The following is a 20,137-nucleotide window of genomic DNA, read 5'->3' on the forward strand; positions in this document are numbered from 1 at the left end:
ATTAGCACATCACTCCCCGCCGGAGGCCGACTTGCGCCAGGTATCATTCTCTCGCTCCATCTGTTTGTACTTCAGATACAGATCAAAGCTCGCTTTGAGCACCACGGCCAAACCGATGGTAGCCAGCACGTTCTTCAGCATTTCGCATCCCTCTCTTGTGGTCTGTGCTCAGCCTACGAGCCGGTCGCGACAGATTGTGTCGGGGCCGAACAGCAGATTCCAAAGGCACGAAAAATACTCAACCTGGCGGTGATACTCAGTCGTCGTCCCCGATTTCCCCTTCCTGCCCCATCAATACGTGCTCAAGCCTGTCTGCCTGAGATGCGACCTGATGGGCAATGTGCATCAACTCTTCATCATTCAGATGTTGCACTGGATGACACGCACGCACGCTCAGCTCCTCGTCCTGGTCGACATGGAAGTCCACCAGATCGAATCGGCAATTGCGTCCAAGCGTGTGCTCCACCAGCGGTGACTGGCTGAACCGTTTGAACATCGCCAATTTTCTGGTCCATTTGTGATCGACAACCTTGGAGGTGAACACCACGTACTGGCCCTTGAACCCCCACCTTACCAATTGGTATCGCCCCTCCAGTTTGAAATGGAACTCAAGCCTCCACGTCGAAAGCCGCCTTACGCTCATGCGCTCAGTGTCGTGTACGAGTCTGTCTACCATCCCGTGGATGCGCGCGACCGTTTCCTCGGTGCGTTTGCTGGATGTAGAACTCGAGCCTGAGACACGCCGATAGACGTCGAGAATTTCGTCACCGACTAGAACACCGTCGCTGCCCGCATAATTTTCGGCGTTGTACTGCAAAGCGAATCGCTTGGTTTTTTCGGCTGTCGGCGCCAGCAACACCCGTCTGAAGGGGTCTGCTTGCAGGGTCTTGAGGAAGCGGACGCGGCCGATGGGGCTAAGGATATCGCCTGGTTCGTCGATATCGCGGGGTATCGTCGCGGCTACCAACAATTCAGCCATGCCAACAGCGCTGCGCACGGTAACGCTCGGCGTGTCGAAATCCGCCGTCGACAGATGCCAGCCGTCTCCAGCGTCCCTCACGAAAGCCTGCGGATCGCCAGTCAGATCTCTGAGCGTGGTTCCCAATTGGGTTTTGACATGCGCCAAACGCCGCGTCATGACACTGGCCTGATTGCTTATCGCCTCACTGCGGTCATCGCCCTGAAGGTCTTCGTCAGTGATTTCATAATGGCTGGTGAGAAAATCGAGGATCTGCGGCTTCACGGGCGCCTGGTCCACCAACTCCTCATGCAGCTCCACTTCGCGCTTGAACCGGGGTCCCTGGTGGCCCACGGCATGCAGCGTTTGAATGAATGCGTTCATGTTGGCCGCAGCCTGGCGTACCTGATAGAACTCCATGCTTTGACGGATGTGAGGAAAGCCCACCTGAATGAAGTGCTCAGCATAACGGTTACCGGCCGAGAGCATGCGCCGATGTGCCAATGAACCGACCCGGTCAACACGACCGACCTTTTGTTCCAGAGCGATGGGGCTGGAGGAGATACCGTAATGCACGACGCTGTCGCAGAAGGTATGCAGGTCTTCCCCTTCTTGAAAGACATCGGTGGATATCAGCACCCGTGGATAACCTGGCATGCGAAACAGCGTGGCAATCGCTGTCCGGCTGGCGCTGTTCTCACCGGTCGCTCCGCGAATCGGTGAAGTGGAACGGACCTGGGTGGCCAGGTACTTGGTCAGGCCACTGACCGGCCTTGAGTAGATCTCCGGAAAGTTGAGTTTGATCAACAAATCCAGGTTCAAGACGGTATCGCGCAATATCTGATAGCTGCTGAACGGGCTGTGGTTCGCTCGCTGAACGTCCAACAGCCCGACGAGTGCCTCGATGAACAGTCCGTCGGCGTCACCGTCCTTGCGAGCGTTCCTGAGCGAATACAGATCAATAAAAGGATGATCCACGCGGCACAGGGCACCCAGCAGCTCCTGATGGGTACTCAGTCTGCGTAACAGCCGATCAACAGCACCATTGTTCAAAGTGGCAAGTTGGGTGAATACCTCTGGGCTCCATTGGGGTGCAAGTACGGCAAGTTCGTCATGGCGCCGCAGGCTATCCCAGAGTGTTGAACGCTCCAGCTCACGGGCAAGAACTGAAGGATCAGCCAAGTCACAAGTGGCCTGAAACCCTTCGAACAACACATTCAACACGCACTTGGCGACTGTCGCGGCTGCATCGTCACGCGTTGCGACTGCCCGCAGATACGCATATTGAGCCAATCGATAACGTTGGCCGGGGCTGGCGACAGACTCGCTCTTGCCGATCACGCTCCAATCGATTTTCAACGACGTCATGGCGGGCATGCCCGGCAAAGATAACCAGTTAGCCTCGAACAATCGGCTCTGCAACAGCGTGCTACGGAAGTTGTGGGGCAACTGCCCCAGGCCCTTGATGCTGGCCAGCTCCGGATTCTGACCACGATAGAACCAGGTAAAGAAATTGTCGCTGCTTGCCGGTGCATCGAACACGTCAGCGACATCGTTTTCGATCAGGGAGTGACTACGTTCGACCGTGCGCGTTCGGTATAGCTGGTAACTTTTGACAACGGCATAGTCGCCGACGATGTAGCCACTAATCCAATCGTCGTAGGCTTCTTCGAGCTTGAACTTCAGCTCGGAAACGCTGCGCACACGGCGGACGAAAATCAATTGTTTCTTGCCTTCGACAAACGCCAGACGATGCGTCTGTTGACTCACACTGTCCATTTTTGGATGCGGTGGTCTGCGTTTGAAGGAGTTCTCGTAATCGTCCACCAGATATTCAACGACGCTGCGGTCTGCCGCATCCCGTAACGAATCGCCTTCGTCCGCGGCCTCATGACCATCGAACTCTACCGGCCGGTTTTTTTCGCCAGGCAGGTAACTCTCGAACGACGCCAGCATACCCAGCTCAAAACGATTAGAGCAGTTCTCCTGCAAGTGCTCGCTCACCTTCTTTTGCAGCAGAGCGGCGAACAATTTTTGCGCTACGGTCATCTTCACTTCCGCAGCCTCGCCGCTGCGATGCTCACGACGATACATGTTGCGGGTGTGAGCCACCTGATCAAGCGTGAGCGTGTTCAGGCGACGTACGAACAAGCGACTGAGCGCCGCGTGCATGTCGGGGTCGGCCGGATCGCCGCCCTCCGGCAGTGCCGCATACCCCTGGAAGCCGAACAACGCGAGTTGGTTGCGCAACTGTTCAAGATGGCGGTCGTAGGGTGTTGCCGACAGTAGCAAAAGGCGCTTGATACGCTTGTTGTCGCCCAGCAAGGTCGCCAACAAGCGATTACGGTCGCTGCTTTCACGGCCAGCACGCAGGTTGTGCGCTTCGTCCACTACCACCAGATCGAAGCGGGGCAACATCTCGCCCAACGCCTTCACCCAGACATCCTTGACCTGCCGCTTGAGTCCCCCAGGATTGCTTCTGCCGTCCATAGTGTTCAACTGCCTGACGATCTTCTCCAGAAGCTTGCGATGTTGAGGCATCAACTCCTCAAATCGCTGTGTCCAACGCAGCATGTCGGCTACGGTATTTCCCATTGCAAAGCTGAAGGCTGATGTGCAGATAAATAGATCGCGCTCGTTGCCACTCGCCACTGTCTGAACCACCTCAGACAAATTGTGACAGGCTCTGAACGGAGTGACCGGCTCCCCCCCCAGGCCTTTGACCGCCATATCCTCAAGCCGGTAGTTGCTATGTACAAACGCCCGATAGTCCTTGATCCATTTGTCGCGAACGTTGTTTTTTGGCAACAGATACAGGACACGCAAACCGGGGTTGAAATGCCGCATCAATGCAACGACACCGAGGCCGATGTAAGTCTTGCCCATCCCCACTTCATCGGCGAGGTACGCCACCTGATGGTCCGCGAGCTTGTTGTACAGGGCGACCGCGCCCAACAGTTGCTGCTCAGCCAATCCCTTGAGTTCAGGGTTGCCACCTGAAAAATCGATGACGGTCCCGGCCGTAGCTTTATTGATCCGCTGCATGAGAGACATCCTTCTTCCGTGAATTTGCAGGGGTCAAGGGACGTTGAAATTGAGTCCTGAACCATTCGAGAAAACGCGTACCTTCGGCCTCGTCGAGATGACACAACAGCTCGTCATTTTCCAGTTCAGCGATGAGTGCCTGTACGCGCCTGGTCAGGGTCGCGCAGCTGTGCTGCGGATATCGGGCCAACAAGCCTTGCATGCTGACCAGCGTCAAATAGCGCACAACCACCGTTTCCTCATCACCGCCCCCCGCTTCCACGCTTTCCAGCATGGCTTTCAAAGAGTCGGGCTGACAGCCAGCGAGGTAGTACGCGAGTTTTTTTGCGCTGTTCTCGTCTGCCGCCAGTGCAAGGGTGCGTTCCAATTGCCAGAACGCGCCATTGACCTGCGAGAACTCCGCGAAGAAGCTTTTGGCTTCACTCGCGTCCATCATTTCCGGCAGTTGTTCATCCGTCGAACCCAGTGTGGCACGGAGGTTAAGCATCTGTTGAGCCAGCTCACCGAACTGGCTGATTTTTTTGGTAAGGCGCATCTCGATGAACAAACGCAATAGACTTTGCAGGTCCATCGCCGGCAACTGGCTGGGACGACAGTAAATGTTGCGCTGCGTAACCATCAGGTAACGCTCCACGCACTCGGCACCTGACTGCCATCGCACCCTGACCAGAGAAGAGCGTTCCAGATGGTCGCGCAATGCAGGCAGCAACGCAGTGCCCGAAGTTGTCTGTGCGAAAACTATCGAGCCAAGGCTTGGCCTCGGGTTGTCCAGCAATGTCAGCTCACCGCTGATCGATTCCTGTGCTGTCACTTCCAGCCATTGACTGTCCCAGTCGTATGCCAGGCGCAAGACCGGCATTGCCAGTCCTTCCGAAGCTTCAGCGCTATGCAAATCCGAGTCTGGGGCAAACCCCGAAGGCAGGGCCGTCAAAGGCTCCAGCAACGACGGGAAATCGCCTCCTTGCAGAAGAAAACCAGCCTCGACATTTTCCCGGAATGCCTTGTGGCTGAAATTCACTGAACCCACAAACTGCCACGACCGCTTGCCGCGCCCTTGGAATATCTTTGCATGTACCCGGCGAAAGGGGGCCCCGATGACCTGGTGGCTATCGTTCCAGGCAGAGGCCCAGCCGCACCATTGATCGGTATTAAACGCGTCAAATACCCCAGGTTCGACAAGTGCCCGCTCCTCCTCATCCCGAGGCAGCAGCAAACGGACTGTCGAGAACAAGCTCATCAGTTTCTGAGTATCGCCACTGTCCGGTTTCTCGCCGAAGAAAGGACTGACGATTTCCAGCGTGGCTGCATTTTTGGCAGCGGGCAACGTATGTGGGCGCTGGCCAATGAAGTCGAGGAAAGCTAAACGGTTAGAAGCAGCCCCAGAGAAATAGAAGCTGCAATCGGGATCATCGGCGCTCGCCAACCATCCGGCCTGCACATTTACGATTTGATCCAGGACAGGGGTGGGCGCGGCTGCCTGAAAAAATCGCAGTGCACGGCGCATGGGTTCAAGAATATTGGCAGGCGCACGAGTCGCTTGCAGCTCGACAAAATGACCAACCTCGATGTTGTCCCACCACCCCGCCTTCGTCAGGTTGAACGACCCTGCCACCAGCAGAATCGTCGGTATCTGATCGCCCTTTTCCTGTAAAACCAATATTGCCATCTTGGCGTGTTGACACCCCCCGCCGATCCGCACGGGCAAATAATCGACTTCGAGGCGACTGCCTGCCGTGGGGTTGAATACATCCACGTCATGCACCACGGCAAAGCGCCTGCCCTTGTCCTGCATCAATGCCTGCAGCTGGACCGAGCGAATATCGCTCTGGCTTGAAAGTGCCTGATCGCCCAGTAGCAGCGGGATGACCTCAAGCTCAAAGAAGTCTGGCTCGAAACTGTAGGTTGTGAAAAAAGCCGAGGTCACTTCGCGTTCACCAATACAGGCCCGGAACGCGTCACTGATGGTGTGTGCTTTCATTGTTGACCTGCCTTGGCAATGGTCAGGAAGGAATGAAGAAAAAAACTGTAATCCCAGGTTTTTCCGCAGTGACTGGAAAGATCCTCAGGCAACCAGGCGCGATCCACGGGAACCCGAACCCTGAGTTTGTCTGCCTCCCAGTAAAGCCACGCGGCTCCACCTCTCTGGCCCATCACTGCGCTGTTCTGGATGACGATCTGCTCGATTACCGAAGAGGCATCGCCGCCGTTGGCAGCCTCTACGAGGCTCTGCAGGAACGATAGATGCGGCAACCCCGGCCTGCTCCAACCCAACGGTAGAAATGGCGCCGCGAGCCGTGGACTCAAGTCGTCGATCAAATCGCTGCGGCTGCGGCCTTTCTGGCTTTGCAACCAAGCAACAAGCGTATTGGCAAACACCAGCACCGGCTGCAGCAGCAAAATTTGCTTTAGAACATCCTGCAATTGGGGGTCGACACTCTGCTCGGTCAACGCCCACTGAATGAAATCGCGCACTGAAGATTTATCGCCAGGCAACAGGAGCCACACGTTAACCGCCTCGAACAACGCGACTTGCAGGGGGCCAGCCCCTTGGTAATTCAGCAGCGCCAGGACGATGTGCTTGCGTACGCTTTTGTCATTGAGCAGCGCGGCAAAGTCGGGCGCCAACAGGGACAGTTGCGCCCGGGTCACATTGTTCCGGCCGGCTAAATCCTCGAAGCGTTGCCACCGAGAGTCACCAAACACCTGCAACATAAGATCCGTGAGCGCCACACCTCGGTCAGTCAGTCGTCTTTCACTGCCTTTGATAAGACCCGCTGCCTGTAGTGCGGAGGAATACAGCCCCCACAGCCCATAGCTGAGTTGATTGCTGAGGATTTGCGCCTTCTTGTGTATGCCCAATTCCATCGAGTCGCGCTTGAGATTGGCGATAGCAAGCTGGCTTCCCAGTGGCCCTGCTTTAACAGAGTCATGAAGTCGCAGGTAAGCCGACAGTTGCTCGGCGCGTGCGTACCGCTGCTGGACATCTTCAAGGGGACGAGATTTCGTGCCTGTATGGGCATATCGGCAGGCCAGCAACGCGACCATGAAATGGCTCATGCGGCTGGTGACCGTTGTCAGGTTACCCACCGCCTTTCGCCCCACCGAGCTCCAGATGGACTCGATGGCCAAGGGATCTCGTGATCCTTTAGGACGTAGCCTGTTATCCAGCAGAGATAGAACGGTAAGCATGAAAACTCGATCCTTGAGAAGGCTGACGCCGGACTGAACAAGGTGTTCAAACCAGCAATATCACCAGGCACCGACAAGATGTGTCGTCTGCAGTGATCTGGCATCCAGTGGGTCGCCGAGAGCGGCAGGCAATATGACATCACTCAATACGCACGACAACCACGACACATCCTGACCACTGCTCGTCCTACCCTGCCGCCTCCACAGCATCAGGAGATCTAGCATGGGAACCCGATTAAACCCTTTCGCACACGGCAGCCGCCGCGCCGTTGACACCTGTGCGCTATCGCTGAAGTGGAGTTTCCAACTGCTGCTGGATCTGGGGGGACATCGCACCTTTATCAGCCGACACGGCCTCAATGATGAGGATCTGGCGCATGAACTGGGTCTGGCCAAATGGATAGACGGCGACAATTACAGTCCCGCACTTGCCTTGGCGACACTGCGCAAAGGCGCTCGTAGCTTCAACACCGATCCCCTGTATGCGCCCTACCCGGACAGCCTGGCGACCAATCTTGAGGCATTGGGAGAATTGTTGGGTTTGGCCGACGCAGAGCTCCAGGTGCTCGGTTTTTGCGTGCTGATGCACACCGATCCGACACTCAGTGATGCTACAGATCAGCTGGGGATGCTGGGACTCAACCGTGCAATAAAAGTGCTGTCAGTACTATTGGGCCTGCCGCTGCCGGAGGTCGAGGCCTGCCTAGCGCATAACAGCCCACTGATGCGCACCGGACTGCTGGAAATAAGCAACAACCACCGTTCCGTCATGGCGTTGAGTTCGATGTTGTCAGTTAGCAACCCGGATCTGCCTGGCCTCCTGCGCTTCAGCAAAGGCACGCCACTGGAGCTGTTCGCCTATGCGTTCCGTTTGAGTCCACCGGGCAGCTTGAGCTGGGAGCATTACAGTCATGTCAGACAGCCGCTGATGATCGCCGAACGCTACCTGAGCAAATCCTTGGCCCAAGGGCGTCAAGGTGTGAACATTCTGCTGTATGGCCCGCCTGGTACTGGAAAGACTCAACTCAGTCGTCTGATCGCTCACAGCCTGGGCAGCGCTCTTTATGAAGTCGCCTGCACTGACAGCCAAGGTGACCCGGTGTCCGCCAAGCAACGTCTGTGCTCCCTGCGCGCGGCCAACAGTGTGCTGCATTCTCAACGCGCCTTGCTCGTACTTGACGAGATCGAAGACATCTTCCAGACCGCCAGCGCAGACGCCAATAGTCGCTCGCAGAAAGGCTGGATCAATCGCATGCTGGAAGAAAATACGCTGCCGTGTTTCTGGCTGAGCAACAGCATAGAGGCTATCGACGCCGCCCATATACGACGCTTCGATATGGTGATCGAGGTGCCCAACCCGCCACTGGCACAACGCAAGCGGATGCTGCGCGAGTGTGGCGGTGGCAAATTGAGCGATCAGTTGATCGAACACCTCAGTGCACACGAGCGAATGACGCCTGCCGTGCTGGAGCGGGCAGTGCGCGTAGGACGCAGCGTGTCGCAGCGCGCCAGCAAGGCGCTGGATAACACTATTCGCTGCATTGTCGACGGCACGCTGAAAGCTCAAGGCTTCGAAAAACTTCAGCACACCGACGGTGCTTTGCCAGCGCTTTATTCTCCGGAGTGGATCAACGCCGACCTCCCACTGGACGGACTGGTTGACGGTTTGCGCTCTCATCCACAGGCACGGTTGTGTTTCTACGGGCCACCCGGCACTGGCAAAACCGCATTTGGCCACTGGCTGGCGCAGGAGCTGGGCAAGCCGCTGATGGTCAAGCGAGTCTCCGACCTCGTATCCCCTTACGTGGGAATGACTGAGCAGAACCTGGCGGGCGCCTTCGAGCTCGCGCAACGAGAAGACGCCGTACTCCTGCTAGATGAGGTCGACAGTTTTTTGCAGGACCGGCGCAAGGCGCGGCAAAGCTGGGAGGTCACTGCAGTCAATGAAATGCTCACGCAAATGGAAAGCTACCGAGGGCTGTTCATTGCCTCCACAAACCTGATCCTCGATCTGGATCAAGCCTCTCTGCGGCGCTTCGACCTTAAGGTGCATTTCGGCTACCTGGCAACCGCTCAGGCTCAGACATTGTTTGCCGCACATCTGAAGGCTCTGGCGCTCAAGGACCCACAAAACAGTGCTGCGACTCGCTTGCGCGGCGAGACATACCTGACTCCCGGTGACTTCGCGGCGGTCGCGCGCCGGGGGCGCTTCAAGCCATTCGCCAGCGCGGATGAATTGGCAGGCGCACTGCTTGCCGAGTGTCGATTGAAGTCCACTGGGCAGCAGCGCCCTATCGGTTTCATACATTAAACGGACTAAAGGTTGCCGGATTGTCGCCGATAGGCAGACAACCGGCTTATTCGCCAGCCAAAGGCCAGCTTCAACACTACAAGGATGATTCTCTTGCCTTCAGCCAAGACCCATAGCGCTTTGAGTCGTCAATGGGAGCTGTTGCAACAGCTGCCCAAACGCTCACCCGGTATCACAGTGAGTGAATTGCTGACTCGCCTGACGGCAACTGGCTACTCCATCAGCCGCCGTAGCATCGAGCGCGACCTGCGTGACCTGTCCCTGGTGTTTCCATTGCAGTGCAACGATGGTGGTACGCCCTTCGGTTGGTACTGGAAACCGGGCGTGAGCGTCGAGTTGCAGGGCATTACTCTGACTGAAGCCGTAAGTCTTGCGTTGGTCGAAGATGCAATCCGTCCACTGCTCCCGGGCAGCATGTTGAGCGTGCTGGAACCGCGCTTCGAGCATGCCCGGCAAAAACTCAAAGGCCTCGAAGACGGCAACCCCGCCGCGCGCTGGCCCGACAAAGTTGCGAGCGTTCGGCCGGATTTCAATCTCCGAGCTCCGGAAATCCAGGCAGAAACGTTGGAGGCACTGCAGCATGCCCTGATTAGCGAACAGCAAGTTCATTGTCAGTACTACTCGGCACATACCGACAAACTCAGTGTACTGACTCTCAACCCCCTGGCGATTGTCCAGCGGGGACTGATCACCTATCTGATCGCCACTGCCGCGCCGTATACCGATGTCCGTCAGTTCGCGGTGCATCGCTTTCGTGCGGTAACGGTGCTCGACACGCCATGCCAGGGGCTGGAGTCATTCGAGCTGCAAACCTACCTTGCCACCGACGCCCTGCAGTTCGGCAAACCCGAGAAAATCCGCTTCAAGGCTTGGGTGAGTGAACACCAGGCGCGTTTGATTCGAGAGACGCCACTGAGTAAAGACATGGCGCTCGAAGCATTGTCGGACGGTTATCAGGTGCAGGCCACCGTCAACAATACGTGGCAATTGCACTGGTGGATTCTGTCGTTGGGCGATTCTTTGGTCGTGCAGGAACCGGCAGCACTGCGCCAACAGGTAGGCGATACATTGCGCCGCGCCGCTGCGGCGTATGAGCCAGAAATTTAGCTTGTTTTAAGCAACCGACGCGACCGGCCTATTTTTGGTCGAATGCTCAACAAGGTAGAAACACATGCTTACACCTTCCATCCTGACTGACATCGCCAGCAATCTGCGTGATCTGGCCCGCTACGTCGAACGCACAACTATCGATAGCCTCCATGACGTATGCATTCCTTTCAGTGAGATCCGCAGCGGCTATCCCGCTCAAACGCTGGGAGCTCTGAAGACCTGGTCCTCTTCCAAAGCGCGCTACATCTATCAGTTTTCAGTTGAAGACGATGCATACAAAGAGCTCCACGGCGCATTTAAGGAAGCCAAGGAGACTCGGAAAAACGATCGGGCGTATTGCCGTCTCAATCCCGCGTCAGCACTGTTGTATGTTGGGAGCTCCTCCGACCTGGATTCGCGGATCAAACAACACCTGGGCTTCGGCAATAAAGGTACCTACGCCATGCAGCTCTGCCACTGGCTGCCAGAACACGAGGGAATGTTGCGCATTCAAGCCTGGCGATTCAGCAAAGAGATCGACGGTGCCGTCGTCCAGGCGATAGAAGATGGCTTGTGGGCCTCGAACAGACCCATGTTCGGCAGACAGGGCGCTCGTTAAGCAATTCGCTGACCGTCGAAGGCGTCCGCTATTTGTTTGCCTGAGCAAGCAACCGCGGCAGTATTTCTGCCGCTTTGCCGACGAGACTGAACTCCCTTTCTCCATGGACCGATTCTCGCTGCAGGTTGACATGCACAACTACAGCGCCATGTTCCCTGGCGATCCGGGGAATTTCCGCCGCTGGCTGCACCAGCCCCGAAGTCCCCACCGAAATCAGCAGATCGCAATCTTTGACGGCCGCCAGCGCATCACGCCATACCTGCTCCGGTAGCGACTCACCGAACCAGACCACGCCCGGCCGGACCTTGCCGTTGCAATGTCGGCAGCGTGGCGGATCGATTCTGCGTCCGTCTTCAGGTTCATTCAGCTGATCTGTGGTGCCCTCATACGGCCGGGCACACGCAAAGCAGCGCGGTGAGTGGAGGCTGCCGTGCAAATGAACCACTCCATGACAACCCGCACGCTCGTGTAAATCGTCGACATTCTGAGTTATGACCGTAAGCCTGGCGACTAGCCGAGCGAGTTCGGCAATAGCCAAATGGGCGGGGTTCGGTTTGGCGGTACGTACCTTTGAGCGTCGCCATTCATACCATCCCCACACCAGCGCCGAGTCGTTGCGAAATGCATCGGCAGTGGCCAACGCAGCTGGATCGAAACGCTCCCACAAACCGGTCAAGGCGTCGCGAAATGTCGGAATGCCGCTCTCGGCAGAAACGCCTGCGCCAGTAAATACGACCACATGAAAAGCATCACGTAAACGTTGCCCATGGAACTCGATCATGACTCCCCCTATCTACGTAACTGGGCAAACCATTCAGCCAACGTACGATCAATCAAATTGGCCGGTTGCCGGGTCAACGCTTCGTTTCCACATTTCTCACATCGATCGCACCAATCCCCCGGTCCAAGGGCATCGCTAAGTGGCACGACCGTTTTCTTCCAGCCACATTTGCCACAGACAGATGTGAAGGGTCTTGGTCTTATGGGCATGTCATTACTCCTCTGTCATGCTCGCTTTACGCCACAGGCAGCAAGGCTTGCAGAATTTCCACCTTGCGCTGTAGCTGTTCCACATGAGCCTTTTCCGCTCTCAGCGCCGATCTGAGCTCGCGATTTTCCTCGGCATGCCAATTCGAGCGCGTTTGACGCTCCTGCGTAGTGACATGCCAATAGCTGAGTAAACGCCAGGTTTTGCCGCATCGCGTGTACAGCGCAAGCAGCACTGAAAGGATCAGCCCCAGCATCGCCATCGATACCCAACTCTCAAAACCCATAGCATTTTTCTCCTGACGCAAACGCAGCTCCGGCAGCCAACCGGTACCAGTGCGTAGCCTTGGCAAAGTCTGGCGCCTGCCCATCCATTCCTTTTTCATGCAAACGCCCTAACGCCTGCGCCGCACACGTGACGCCGCGTTCATAGGCCTGCTCGTAGTAACTGGCCGCAAGGTCCTGGTTAACGCACATGCCTCGGCCGTACCAGGCTTGCTCGCCAAGATTGAATGCCGCCTCACCCGATCCCAACACATACGCGAGTTTGAACAACCGCCGAGCGAGGACGCTATCGAAAGGGACGCGACGACCGTTGATCCATAGCCAGCCAAGATCATTGAGCGCATCCGGGTCTGAGGCGAGCGCGTCATCGCGTAGCGAACGATAAAGAATGCGCAGCAACGCGGGATCGACCATGGTGACCAGGGGGCTCGCGGCCTTGATCGTGAGGTAGGCAAGATTGCCGTCGACAGGCGCTTTCAACACTCTCAAGGACGGCATGCCAATGTCTGCATCCGCAACGCATGGCGACCGCGACTCGACAAACCGCATGCTCTCGGCATCGGGTAACAGGGCATCCAGAAACTGGAATACTTTTTCATCAGGGCTCATTCGGACAGCCTTCCGGTTGATCATTCGATAGGGCTCATTATCGAAATGACAACGACATTTTGTGTCGTACACGCATCTCGACACATCCTGTCGCGGCTGATCACAACAATGAAGGCTCATCAATACAACCCAGAGCCAGCACTTATGAAAACCTACAGCGTCTTCATGCAACGCTCCATCGCCACTGCCGGCCCGCAAGCCAATTTCACCATCACCGTACAAGCAGTGAGCTCGGCCATGGCCAAGGTCACTGCCGAAGCCCAGTATCCCGGTTACAAGTGTTTCAACGCTCCCACTCAGGTTCGCTGACGTTTCTCCACCTGTGGATCCCTCCCCTCAACAAGTGATAGCTTATCGCCACACTGCGCGAGAATGCACTGAACTGAGTATCCCCGAATGCTCAAGCCTGAGCCTAATCCGTCGATACAGCCTCGATAACCAAGGCCAAGCGGACATCCTCTGCCCCAAGGAAACTCCTGGAATGGATTACCAGTCGCTCAAGACTCGCCACCACAACGAACGCAACGCCCACCACCCCAACCTCGCCTTACGTGTTCATCGAGCCCTGAGTTGGCTCAATCCTGGATAAGTCGCAAATATGGCGAGAACAGCGCCGTCGCTGACAAACGTGTCGACCACGACGCAATCCGTCGCACCTCGTTCGTACGGTAGCCGCCAGCCGCTAAATGTGTTTCGTCTTTAGGACGTTACAACAACTCACCGATAGCGGTGTGTTGAACCCTCAACGTTCACAAGGAGCGTCAACGTGTCTGAAATGCTCATCACGTTCGGTATGCAACTCGATGGTCAACGGGCAACCCGGGCGAGCAATCAGCTGGGCGCTTTGACGGTCGGGCCACAGGGATTTCTGGATATTCTGGAAACCCAACTGGGCCTGACAGCACGCCAGCCTTGCACGGCGCAGCGTACAGCGGAGTATCGGGATTGCCTGGCACACTGCAACAACGCACAGCGTTTCTACAACGCCAGTTTTTCCGCTGATGAGCTGGGTGTGTCCGCTGCATTGCTGGCTTGGCGAGATGACTTGTATCTGTACGGTTGGGATTGGCGCGTGGAGGCAGATGCCAGCCAACGCCTGAAGGACCTTACCGAGGTAGAGATGAAAGCCCGCGAGGTAGTCGCGCCATCGATTGGGCAACGCCTGCACAATGTTGCCGCGGCTCTGGCTGTGCGGCGACCACCGATCAAGAATGTGCTGCTGGCTGACGATTGGGAGGTGTACCCACTTGGTTGGCAAGCGGTGCTGCATCAACTCCCACACGAGCGCCTTGAGGTGCCCGAGGGCACGGCGCAAGGCTTCCTAGGCCAGTTGCAGACGCAACTGCGCAAGAGCATTGCCGGTGAGCGCGTGACACCGATGCCGTGGCAAGAGGACGGCACGGTAAAGGTAGTTCAGGCACAGACTCGAGTGTTGGCGGCGAGCTGGTTGAGCCGCTCGCTGGATGAAAGCGTGCAGACCTTGCTGGTGGCCGGTGCCGAAGGCGGCTGCCTTGATGGTCATTTAGTCGGTGCAAACCAAGCTCGCCATGGCCTGAATGGCAGCAGCGATTTGCGGCCGGCCCTGCAGGTATTGCCTTTGGCAATGGAGTTGCTTTGGGCGCCACTGAATTACCCAGCGCTATTACAGTTTCTGACCCATCCGATATGCCCGATTCGGCTGTTTGCCCGTCGACAGTTGGCGACCAAGGTATCGAGTATGCCGGGTATTGTCGGAGCCGAATGGGAAGCAGTCCTGGAGCGCATCGCAGAACACTACGGTGCCGAAGCGCCTCGTGTTCGGACATCCATTGGCGACTGGCTCGAAGCTCCCACGTTCAGTGTTGATGAAGGCGCGCCGCTGAGCGAAGTGCTGGTGCGTGTCCAACGCTTGCTGGCGTTCTTTCAACCGCGCCTGGGCCACGAAGAACCCGCACACAGCCTAGCTGCTCGGGCGGGTTATGCGCAGTGCGAAGCTGCTTTGGAAACACTAGAGACGCTTCAACTTCAAGGCGTCGAGCGGTTGCGTCCGCGGCAGTTGCAGCAGGTGATCGAACAGGCCACTGCGAGTGGCACGGATAATCCGTTACTGGCCGCCCAGGTCGGCGCTCATTCGACCGTTTCCCGCCCGGGGGCCGCCATTGAGAGCTCGGACACGGTGGTGTGGTGGAATCTGGCCATGCCGGCACTGCCTGCCATTTCGCCGTGGTCCAAGGCGGAACTGCTGCAACTCGCAAATGCAGGAGTGGCGCTGCCCGACGGTGGAACGCTGCTGGCTCAAGCGGCCCAAGACTGGCTACGGCCTTTGCTGGTCGCGAACCGCAATCTAACGCTGGTGCTGGCGCCGCCACACGAGGAAAGTCACCCACTTTGGCAGATGATCGAAACGGTTGCTCAGCACCCAAAAGTACATGCGCTGGAGGACCTTTTGTTTGCGCCCGGCCTCCTATTTCAGCCACAACCGTCGACCCCCCTACCAGTGCGCAAACGCTGGTGGAAGCTGCCGGCAGAAATGCCACTGGCTCTGCCAGAAAAAGCCTCTTTCTCGAGCCTCAACCTGCTGCTGTTCAACCCTTACCAATGGCTGCTGCAATACGGAGCCAAGATTCAGGCATCCAAGAGTCTCAGTCTGAACGACAGTTTTCTTCTGAACGGTTCGCTTGCTCACCGTTTAGCTGAACACTTTTTCAGCCGAGCCGACGCGCTGACCATGGACGCGGCAGCCTTCGCCGCGTGGTTCTCGACTCATTTCCCGCGCGTGGTGCGTGAAGAAGGGGCAGTGCTGTTGATGGAGGGGCGCGGTGCTGATCTGTCGACCCTGCGCCACCGAGTGTTGCGTGCAATGACCCAGCTGCGAGCACACTTTGCCAATGCCAATGTCCGCGTTGTAACCGCAGAGCAGGCGTTGGACGGGCAATTCGCTGGAGGCGCTCTGGCGGGTTCTGCCGACCTGGTACTGACTACAGAAGACGGGCATCGAGCCATCGTCGATATGAAGTGGGCCGGCGGCAAAAAATATCCCGAACAACTCAAAGCGAACCGCCATTTGCAACTGGCGATTTATGCCGAGTTGCTGCGTCAGGAGACCAATTCGTTGCCGTCCGTGGCGTATTTCATTCTGGAGTCCGCCCGCCTGCTGACACCGGATGACCGCGTATTTGCCGATTCGGAACGGGTGCCTGCCAATCCGCCAAGCACCACGCCCGAACTCTGGCAGAGCTTTACCGAGGCCTGGAAATGGCGTCAGGCGCAAATCACTGCGGGCGTCTTTGAAGTGGCACTGGAAAGCATTGAAGAGGACGAGGCTTCAACACCGCCCGAGAAAGCGATGCCAATGGAATACCTCAAGGAAGCCTACAACGACTACCTGGCCCTGGCCGGATGGGAGCAATGACAATGCCTAAGAACGCGCACATCACTTTTATCAGCGCAGGCGCCGGCAGCGGAAAAACTCACCGGCTCACAGAGATTCTGCACCAGGAATTGCTCAGTCAGCAGGTCCAACCTGCAGGCGTTATTGCCACCACCTTCACACGAAAAGCGGCGGCCGAACTTCGCGAGCGAGTACGCAGCCATTTGCTCAAAAAAGGTGAGATTGGCTTGGCGACCTCTATGGGGCAAGCCCGGATAGGCACTGTCAACAGCGTTTGCGGCCAATTGCTTGAGCGCTTCGCATTTGAAGCAGGCATGCCACCACAACAACGAGTCCTGGAAGAGAATCAGGCAAAAGTGCTGCTCAATCAGGCAGTAGATCGGGTCCTGCATGGTGAAAGCATGGACACCTTCCTTGCCATCGCACGCCGTCTGGGCTTAGAAGTCACTCATCAACAGGGCGACTATGCGAGCAATAACTGGCTCGATGAACTGCGCCGACTGTTAGATCAGCTACGCACCAACGACATCGACCTCGATCTGGCGCGTGGCTTTGCTGTCCGCAATGCCGAGGACATGCTTGAGCATTTTCCCACTGCGACCAAAACCGACTTGAGTGGTGAGCTCCTACGCATCATTCCTGATGTGCTTGGACAACTGATCGCTGCTAACAGCAAGATAAAGCTTACGGCGGACTATGTATCCCTGCTCATGGATTTCCACCGTGAGTTGCTGCAAGGCAACGCGCGCTGGAGTGCCTGGGCAAAGTTGGCCAAATCGGCCCCGGAAGCCAAGCTCAAGCCATTGGTTGCAAGCCTGACCGAAACGGTAGAGCGCTACGCAGAACACACGGACTTGCATCGCGATATCACGGTGTATCTGGAACAGGTGTTCACCTTGGCCATCGACGCATTGCACGTGTACGGCCAGAGCAAACTTGAGCTCGGCGTGCTGGACTTTGCCGACCAGGAACACGCATTGCTGAAACTGCTAGACAACCCCGCCGTGATTCAGGTGCTGGAGCAAGAACTTGATCTGGTCATGGTTGACGAGTTCCAGGACACCAGCCCGATGCAGTTGGCAGTCTTCCTGAAGCTTTCGCGCTTTGCCAAACGGGTTTACTGGGTAGGCGATATCAAGCAGGCCATTTATGGCTTCCGTGGCAGCGACTGTGCATTGATGCAGGCCATCCTCAACGCGTTACCCGAAATGGGCGGTGAGAAACAGGTGTTGCGCAACTCGTGGCGCTCACGACCGGAGCTGGTCGAGCTGGCGAACGAAGTGTTTGGCCCGGCGTTCTCCAGCAGCTTGCCGCCCGACGAAGTTCAGCTGATACCTACTCGAGCGGACCAACTGCCCGGGCCCGCCTTCGCCAATTGGTTACTCGATGGCAGCAATGCCGAGCAGCAGGTGAGTGCGTTGGCCGAAGGCATTGGCCAACTGGTGAAAAACCGGCATCAGGTATTCGATAAAACCAGCAAGGAAATCCGTGACGTCCAGCTGGGCGATATCACCGTACTTTGCTACTCCCACAGCAACGTCGCCAAAGTGGCCGCCGCCCTCGCTGCAGCGGGAATGCCCTGCTCCACTGCGCAGCCCGGCTTGCTGGCTACCGCAGAAGCAACCCTGGCGCTGGCGTGCTTGCGTCGCTTGAATGATCCCTTCGATACCCTGGCTACCGCGCAGATTGTTTCGCTGGCTGAGGCAGAAGAGCCGGAGAGCTGGGTTGCGGAGCGCCTGCGTTATTTGCATGCGGGTCATCCAAAAGCGCTGTGGCGCGAGCAAGACGTCGACGATTATCGGGCACACCCCTTGGTTGCGGCAGTGGCGCGGCTGCGCGCGGACCTTCCATTGCTGACGCCTGTGGAAGCGTTGCAGCGCTTAATCGCTGAGTGTGACTTACCCTCGCGCGTCACGAGTTGGTCGACCTCGCCAGCACAGGCTCAAAAGCGCATGGCCAACCTCGACGCAATAATCGACTTGGCGCAGCAATATGAGGACCTATGCCGAAATGGGCTGGGGGCTGCATCTATCTCCGGGCTGGTGCTCTGGTTGGGCGAAACAGCCAGCGCCAATAATGATGCATTGGCCACACCGGCGTTGGACGCCGTTCAGGTGATGACCCACCACGCCAGCAAAGGCCTGGAATGGCCAGTGGTCATCCTGATGGATTTGGCGCGCGATATTGGCGACCGTCTATGGTCCGTTTCTTCGCACTCCAATAGCGCGTTCGATCCGCACAAACCATTGCACGACCGCTTCATCCGCTACTGGCCTTGGCCTCTGGGCAAACAGCAGAAGGTCCCGCTGGCCGAGAAGTTCGAGCAGACCAGCCTGGCCCAAACGTGCCGAGAGGAAGCTGTTGAAGAAGCAAAACGCCTGCTCTACGTGAGCATGACCCGCGCCCGCGATCTGCTGGTGATTGCACGTTCCGGCAGAAAAACAACCGGGCAGTGGCTCGACTGCGTCCAGGCTCCGTGGCTGATGACAACCCCAGGCGAGCAGGTTCTACGTTTACCTAACGGAAAAACGCTGCCGGCCGACTGTCAAACACTTACCGCCGGCCATACGCCAGAACCTATCCCAGTTGCCGTGCAAAATCTGCATTGGTTTGCCCCACTGGTAGTTGCCGAGCCCCGTATGCAACTGAGCTTTCAACCGTCCAGTAGCGTCATCCGATCGGTGACAGGCGCCGGCGAAAAATGCCAAATCGGCACCCGCATTGCCTTGCAGGGCAGCCCGGAAATGAGTGCATTGGGGACCGCGATTCACGCCAGTCTGTGCCTCTCGTTCACCGATCCAAGCCGTCCCGTCGTCCTGGACGAAGTGCAGCGCCTGCTGCTGAGCCATGAAGTACATGAGCATGTGAGCGCCAGCCAGGTCATCAATCAGCTATTTGCCTTGCATGCCTGGATCGAGTCCCGGTGGCCGCAGGCTAGAACCATGGCCGAGTACCCGGTGCAACAGTTACTCACCTCGGGGCAGGTACTGAATGGACGGATTGACCTGTTGTTGGATACGAAAGATGGCTGGGTACTGATTGACCACAAATCCAATCCATCTCCCGAGGTGCATTGGGAGCGGCTGGCTCAAGAACATGCAGGCCAACTTGACGCGTATGCCCAAGCGATTGAGGCGGCATCTGGCAGGCCAGTGATAGAGGCCTGGATCTTCCTGCCTACGGCGGCCGGTGCGGTTCGCGTTTTTTAACAATGGGCGTGTTTCACCCGCGCATTGACGATCAATTCCGGCGGTCAGGATTCCTTCTGACCGCCTGACTCTAAGGAAAAAATCATGACGTTGTATGAATCAATTCTGCTGGAAACACGTAATGGTGCACTGAACGACCCTTTCGAGGTTCAGGAGCTGACCTCGGAGCGACGCCGGGTAATGTGCCCCGAGGGTAAGGAGCTGGTGGAAAAATATCGGATTGGTTTCGAGTTCTTCAAGAGGTCGGCGATTGGAACCAACATCGCCAATAATGCCCATGATGCACAGACTGGCGCGAACGGATTCCATGTTGGCCAAGGGGCCAAGGTCCAGTACGTGCGGGTAAAGCCCGGCGTATACACCGTAATGGGGATCGACGCGTAACGACTTAGCAGGCTTTTGGTTATCGGAATCACCGCCACTTTCCACGCCCCCGCCATACTCCCGGACAGCCCAAACGAGCCCG

14 protein-coding genes are annotated in these 20,137 nt (G+C 57.1%); 7 read left to right on the top strand and 7 right to left on the bottom strand.

Annotation, left to right across the window (positions count from 1 at the left end):
* Positions 1-9: 9 nt before the first annotated feature.
* From AC1Q8Q_RS10620 to AC1Q8Q_RS10635, 4 genes are all read right to left on the bottom strand, one after another.
* Positions 10-141, bottom strand: a complete 132-nt coding sequence (locus AC1Q8Q_RS10620) for a hypothetical protein (RefSeq protein WP_280528199.1) — start codon at positions 139-141, stop codon at positions 10-12.
* Between the two features lie 115 nt (positions 142-256).
* Positions 257-4,003, bottom strand: a complete 3,747-nt coding sequence (locus AC1Q8Q_RS10625; RefSeq protein WP_492615043.1) for a helicase-related protein — start codon at positions 4,001-4,003, stop codon at positions 257-259.
* Positions 3,987-5,981 (bottom strand): phospholipase D-like domain-containing protein, encoded by a 1,995-nt coding sequence (locus tag AC1Q8Q_RS10630; RefSeq protein WP_492615044.1) that lies wholly within the window; start codon positions 5,979-5,981, stop codon positions 3,987-3,989. Before AC1Q8Q_RS10630 ends, AC1Q8Q_RS10625 begins: the two co-directional genes overlap by 17 nt.
* Complete coding sequence (locus AC1Q8Q_RS10635; protein WP_492615045.1) at positions 5,978-7,192, bottom strand: hypothetical protein; 1,215 nt, start codon at positions 7,190-7,192, stop codon at positions 5,978-5,980. Before AC1Q8Q_RS10635 ends, AC1Q8Q_RS10630 begins: the two co-directional genes overlap by 4 nt.
* Positions 7,193-7,415: 223 nt before the next feature.
* On the opposite strand from AC1Q8Q_RS10635, the gene AC1Q8Q_RS10640 reads away from it, so the two are divergent.
* The 3 genes from AC1Q8Q_RS10640 (at position 7,416) to AC1Q8Q_RS10650 (ending at position 11,211) form a co-directional block, all read left to right on the top strand.
* Positions 7,416-9,503 carry an AAA family ATPase gene (locus tag AC1Q8Q_RS10640; protein ID WP_492615046.1) on the top strand — a complete coding sequence of 696 codons (2,088 nt, stop codon included), beginning with the start codon at positions 7,416-7,418 and terminating at the stop codon, positions 9,501-9,503.
* Between the two features lie 93 nt (positions 9,504-9,596).
* Entirely contained in the window at positions 9,597-10,610 is a 1,014-nt protein-coding gene (locus AC1Q8Q_RS10645; RefSeq protein WP_032896237.1) for a helix-turn-helix transcriptional regulator, read from the top strand.
* A gap of 64 nt (positions 10,611-10,674) precedes the next feature.
* A complete protein-coding gene (locus tag AC1Q8Q_RS10650; protein ID WP_108526303.1) occupies positions 10,675-11,211 on the top strand; it encodes a GIY-YIG nuclease family protein in 537 nt (178 codons plus the stop codon).
* Between the two features lie 28 nt (positions 11,212-11,239).
* Here AC1Q8Q_RS10650 and AC1Q8Q_RS10655 read toward each other — a convergent pair whose 3' ends face one another.
* The 3 genes from AC1Q8Q_RS10655 to AC1Q8Q_RS10665 form a co-directional block, all read right to left on the bottom strand.
* A complete protein-coding gene (locus AC1Q8Q_RS10655) occupies positions 11,240-11,992 on the bottom strand; it encodes an SIR2 family NAD-dependent protein deacylase (protein ID WP_492615047.1) in 753 nt (250 codons plus the stop codon).
* Positions 11,993-12,227: 235 nt separating this feature from the next.
* On the bottom strand, positions 12,228-12,485 hold the full coding sequence (locus tag AC1Q8Q_RS10660; protein ID WP_492615048.1) for a hypothetical protein: 258 nt from the start codon (positions 12,483-12,485) through the stop codon (positions 12,228-12,230).
* Positions 12,475-13,092: a tetratricopeptide repeat protein gene (locus tag AC1Q8Q_RS10665; RefSeq protein WP_146094581.1), complete on the bottom strand. Its 618-nt coding sequence runs from the start codon at positions 13,090-13,092 to the stop codon at positions 12,475-12,477. The genes AC1Q8Q_RS10660 and AC1Q8Q_RS10665 overlap by 11 nt, the downstream gene beginning before the upstream one ends.
* A 144-nt stretch (positions 13,093-13,236) precedes the next feature.
* Here AC1Q8Q_RS10665 and AC1Q8Q_RS10670 point away from each other — a divergent pair, with 144 nt between their 5' ends.
* From AC1Q8Q_RS10670 to AC1Q8Q_RS10685, 4 genes are all read left to right on the top strand, one after another.
* The gene (locus AC1Q8Q_RS10670; RefSeq protein WP_167399531.1) at positions 13,237-13,401 is read left to right on the top strand and encodes a hypothetical protein; all 165 of its coding nucleotides are present in this window, start codon (positions 13,237-13,239) and stop codon (positions 13,399-13,401) included.
* Positions 13,402-13,867: 466 nt separating this feature from the next.
* The gene (locus tag AC1Q8Q_RS10675; protein WP_492615066.1) at positions 13,868-16,483 is read left to right on the top strand and encodes a PD-(D/E)XK nuclease family protein; all 2,616 of its coding nucleotides are present in this window, start codon (positions 13,868-13,870) and stop codon (positions 16,481-16,483) included.
* 2 nt (positions 16,484-16,485) lie between these two features.
* The gene (locus AC1Q8Q_RS10680; protein WP_150761541.1) at positions 16,486-19,671 is read left to right on the top strand and encodes a UvrD-helicase domain-containing protein; all 3,186 of its coding nucleotides are present in this window, start codon (positions 16,486-16,488) and stop codon (positions 19,669-19,671) included.
* Between the two features lie 84 nt (positions 19,672-19,755).
* Positions 19,756-20,055 carry a hypothetical protein gene (locus AC1Q8Q_RS10685; RefSeq protein WP_150761540.1) on the top strand — a complete coding sequence of 100 codons (300 nt, stop codon included), beginning with the start codon at positions 19,756-19,758 and terminating at the stop codon, positions 20,053-20,055.
* Positions 20,056-20,137 lie beyond the last annotated feature (82 nt).

The organism is Pseudomonas sp. GW823-FHT06B06, from assembly GCF_058795195.1.

Coding starts and splice junctions, on each gene's coding strand:
- AC1Q8Q_RS10620 (WP_280528199.1), bottom strand. CDS start 141: ATGCTGAAGAACGTGCTGGCTACCATCGGTTTGGCCGTGGTGCTCAAA.
- AC1Q8Q_RS10625 (WP_492615043.1), bottom strand. CDS start 4,003: ATGCAGCGGATCAATAAAGCTACGGCCGGGACCGTCATCGATTTTTCA.
- AC1Q8Q_RS10630 (WP_492615044.1), bottom strand. CDS start 5,981: ATGAAAGCACACACCATCAGTGACGCGTTCCGGGCCTGTATTGGTGAA.
- AC1Q8Q_RS10635 (WP_492615045.1), bottom strand. CDS start 7,192: ATGCTTACCGTTCTATCTCTGCTGGATAACAGGCTACGTCCTAAAGGA.
- AC1Q8Q_RS10640 (WP_492615046.1), top strand. CDS start 7,416: ATGGGAACCCGATTAAACCCTTTCGCACACGGCAGCCGCCGCGCCGTT.
- AC1Q8Q_RS10650 (WP_108526303.1), top strand. CDS start 10,675: ATGCTTACACCTTCCATCCTGACTGACATCGCCAGCAATCTGCGTGAT.
- AC1Q8Q_RS10655 (WP_492615047.1), bottom strand. CDS start 11,992: ATGATCGAGTTCCATGGGCAACGTTTACGTGATGCTTTTCATGTGGTC.
- AC1Q8Q_RS10660 (WP_492615048.1), bottom strand. CDS start 12,485: ATGGGTTTTGAGAGTTGGGTATCGATGGCGATGCTGGGGCTGATCCTT.
- AC1Q8Q_RS10665 (WP_146094581.1), bottom strand. CDS start 13,092: ATGAGCCCTGATGAAAAAGTATTCCAGTTTCTGGATGCCCTGTTACCC.
- AC1Q8Q_RS10670 (WP_167399531.1), top strand. CDS start 13,237: ATGAAAACCTACAGCGTCTTCATGCAACGCTCCATCGCCACTGCCGGC.
- AC1Q8Q_RS10675 (WP_492615066.1), top strand. CDS start 13,868: ATGCTCATCACGTTCGGTATGCAACTCGATGGTCAACGGGCAACCCGG.
- AC1Q8Q_RS10680 (WP_150761541.1), top strand. CDS start 16,486: ATGCCTAAGAACGCGCACATCACTTTTATCAGCGCAGGCGCCGGCAGC.
- AC1Q8Q_RS10685 (WP_150761540.1), top strand. CDS start 19,756: ATGACGTTGTATGAATCAATTCTGCTGGAAACACGTAATGGTGCACTG.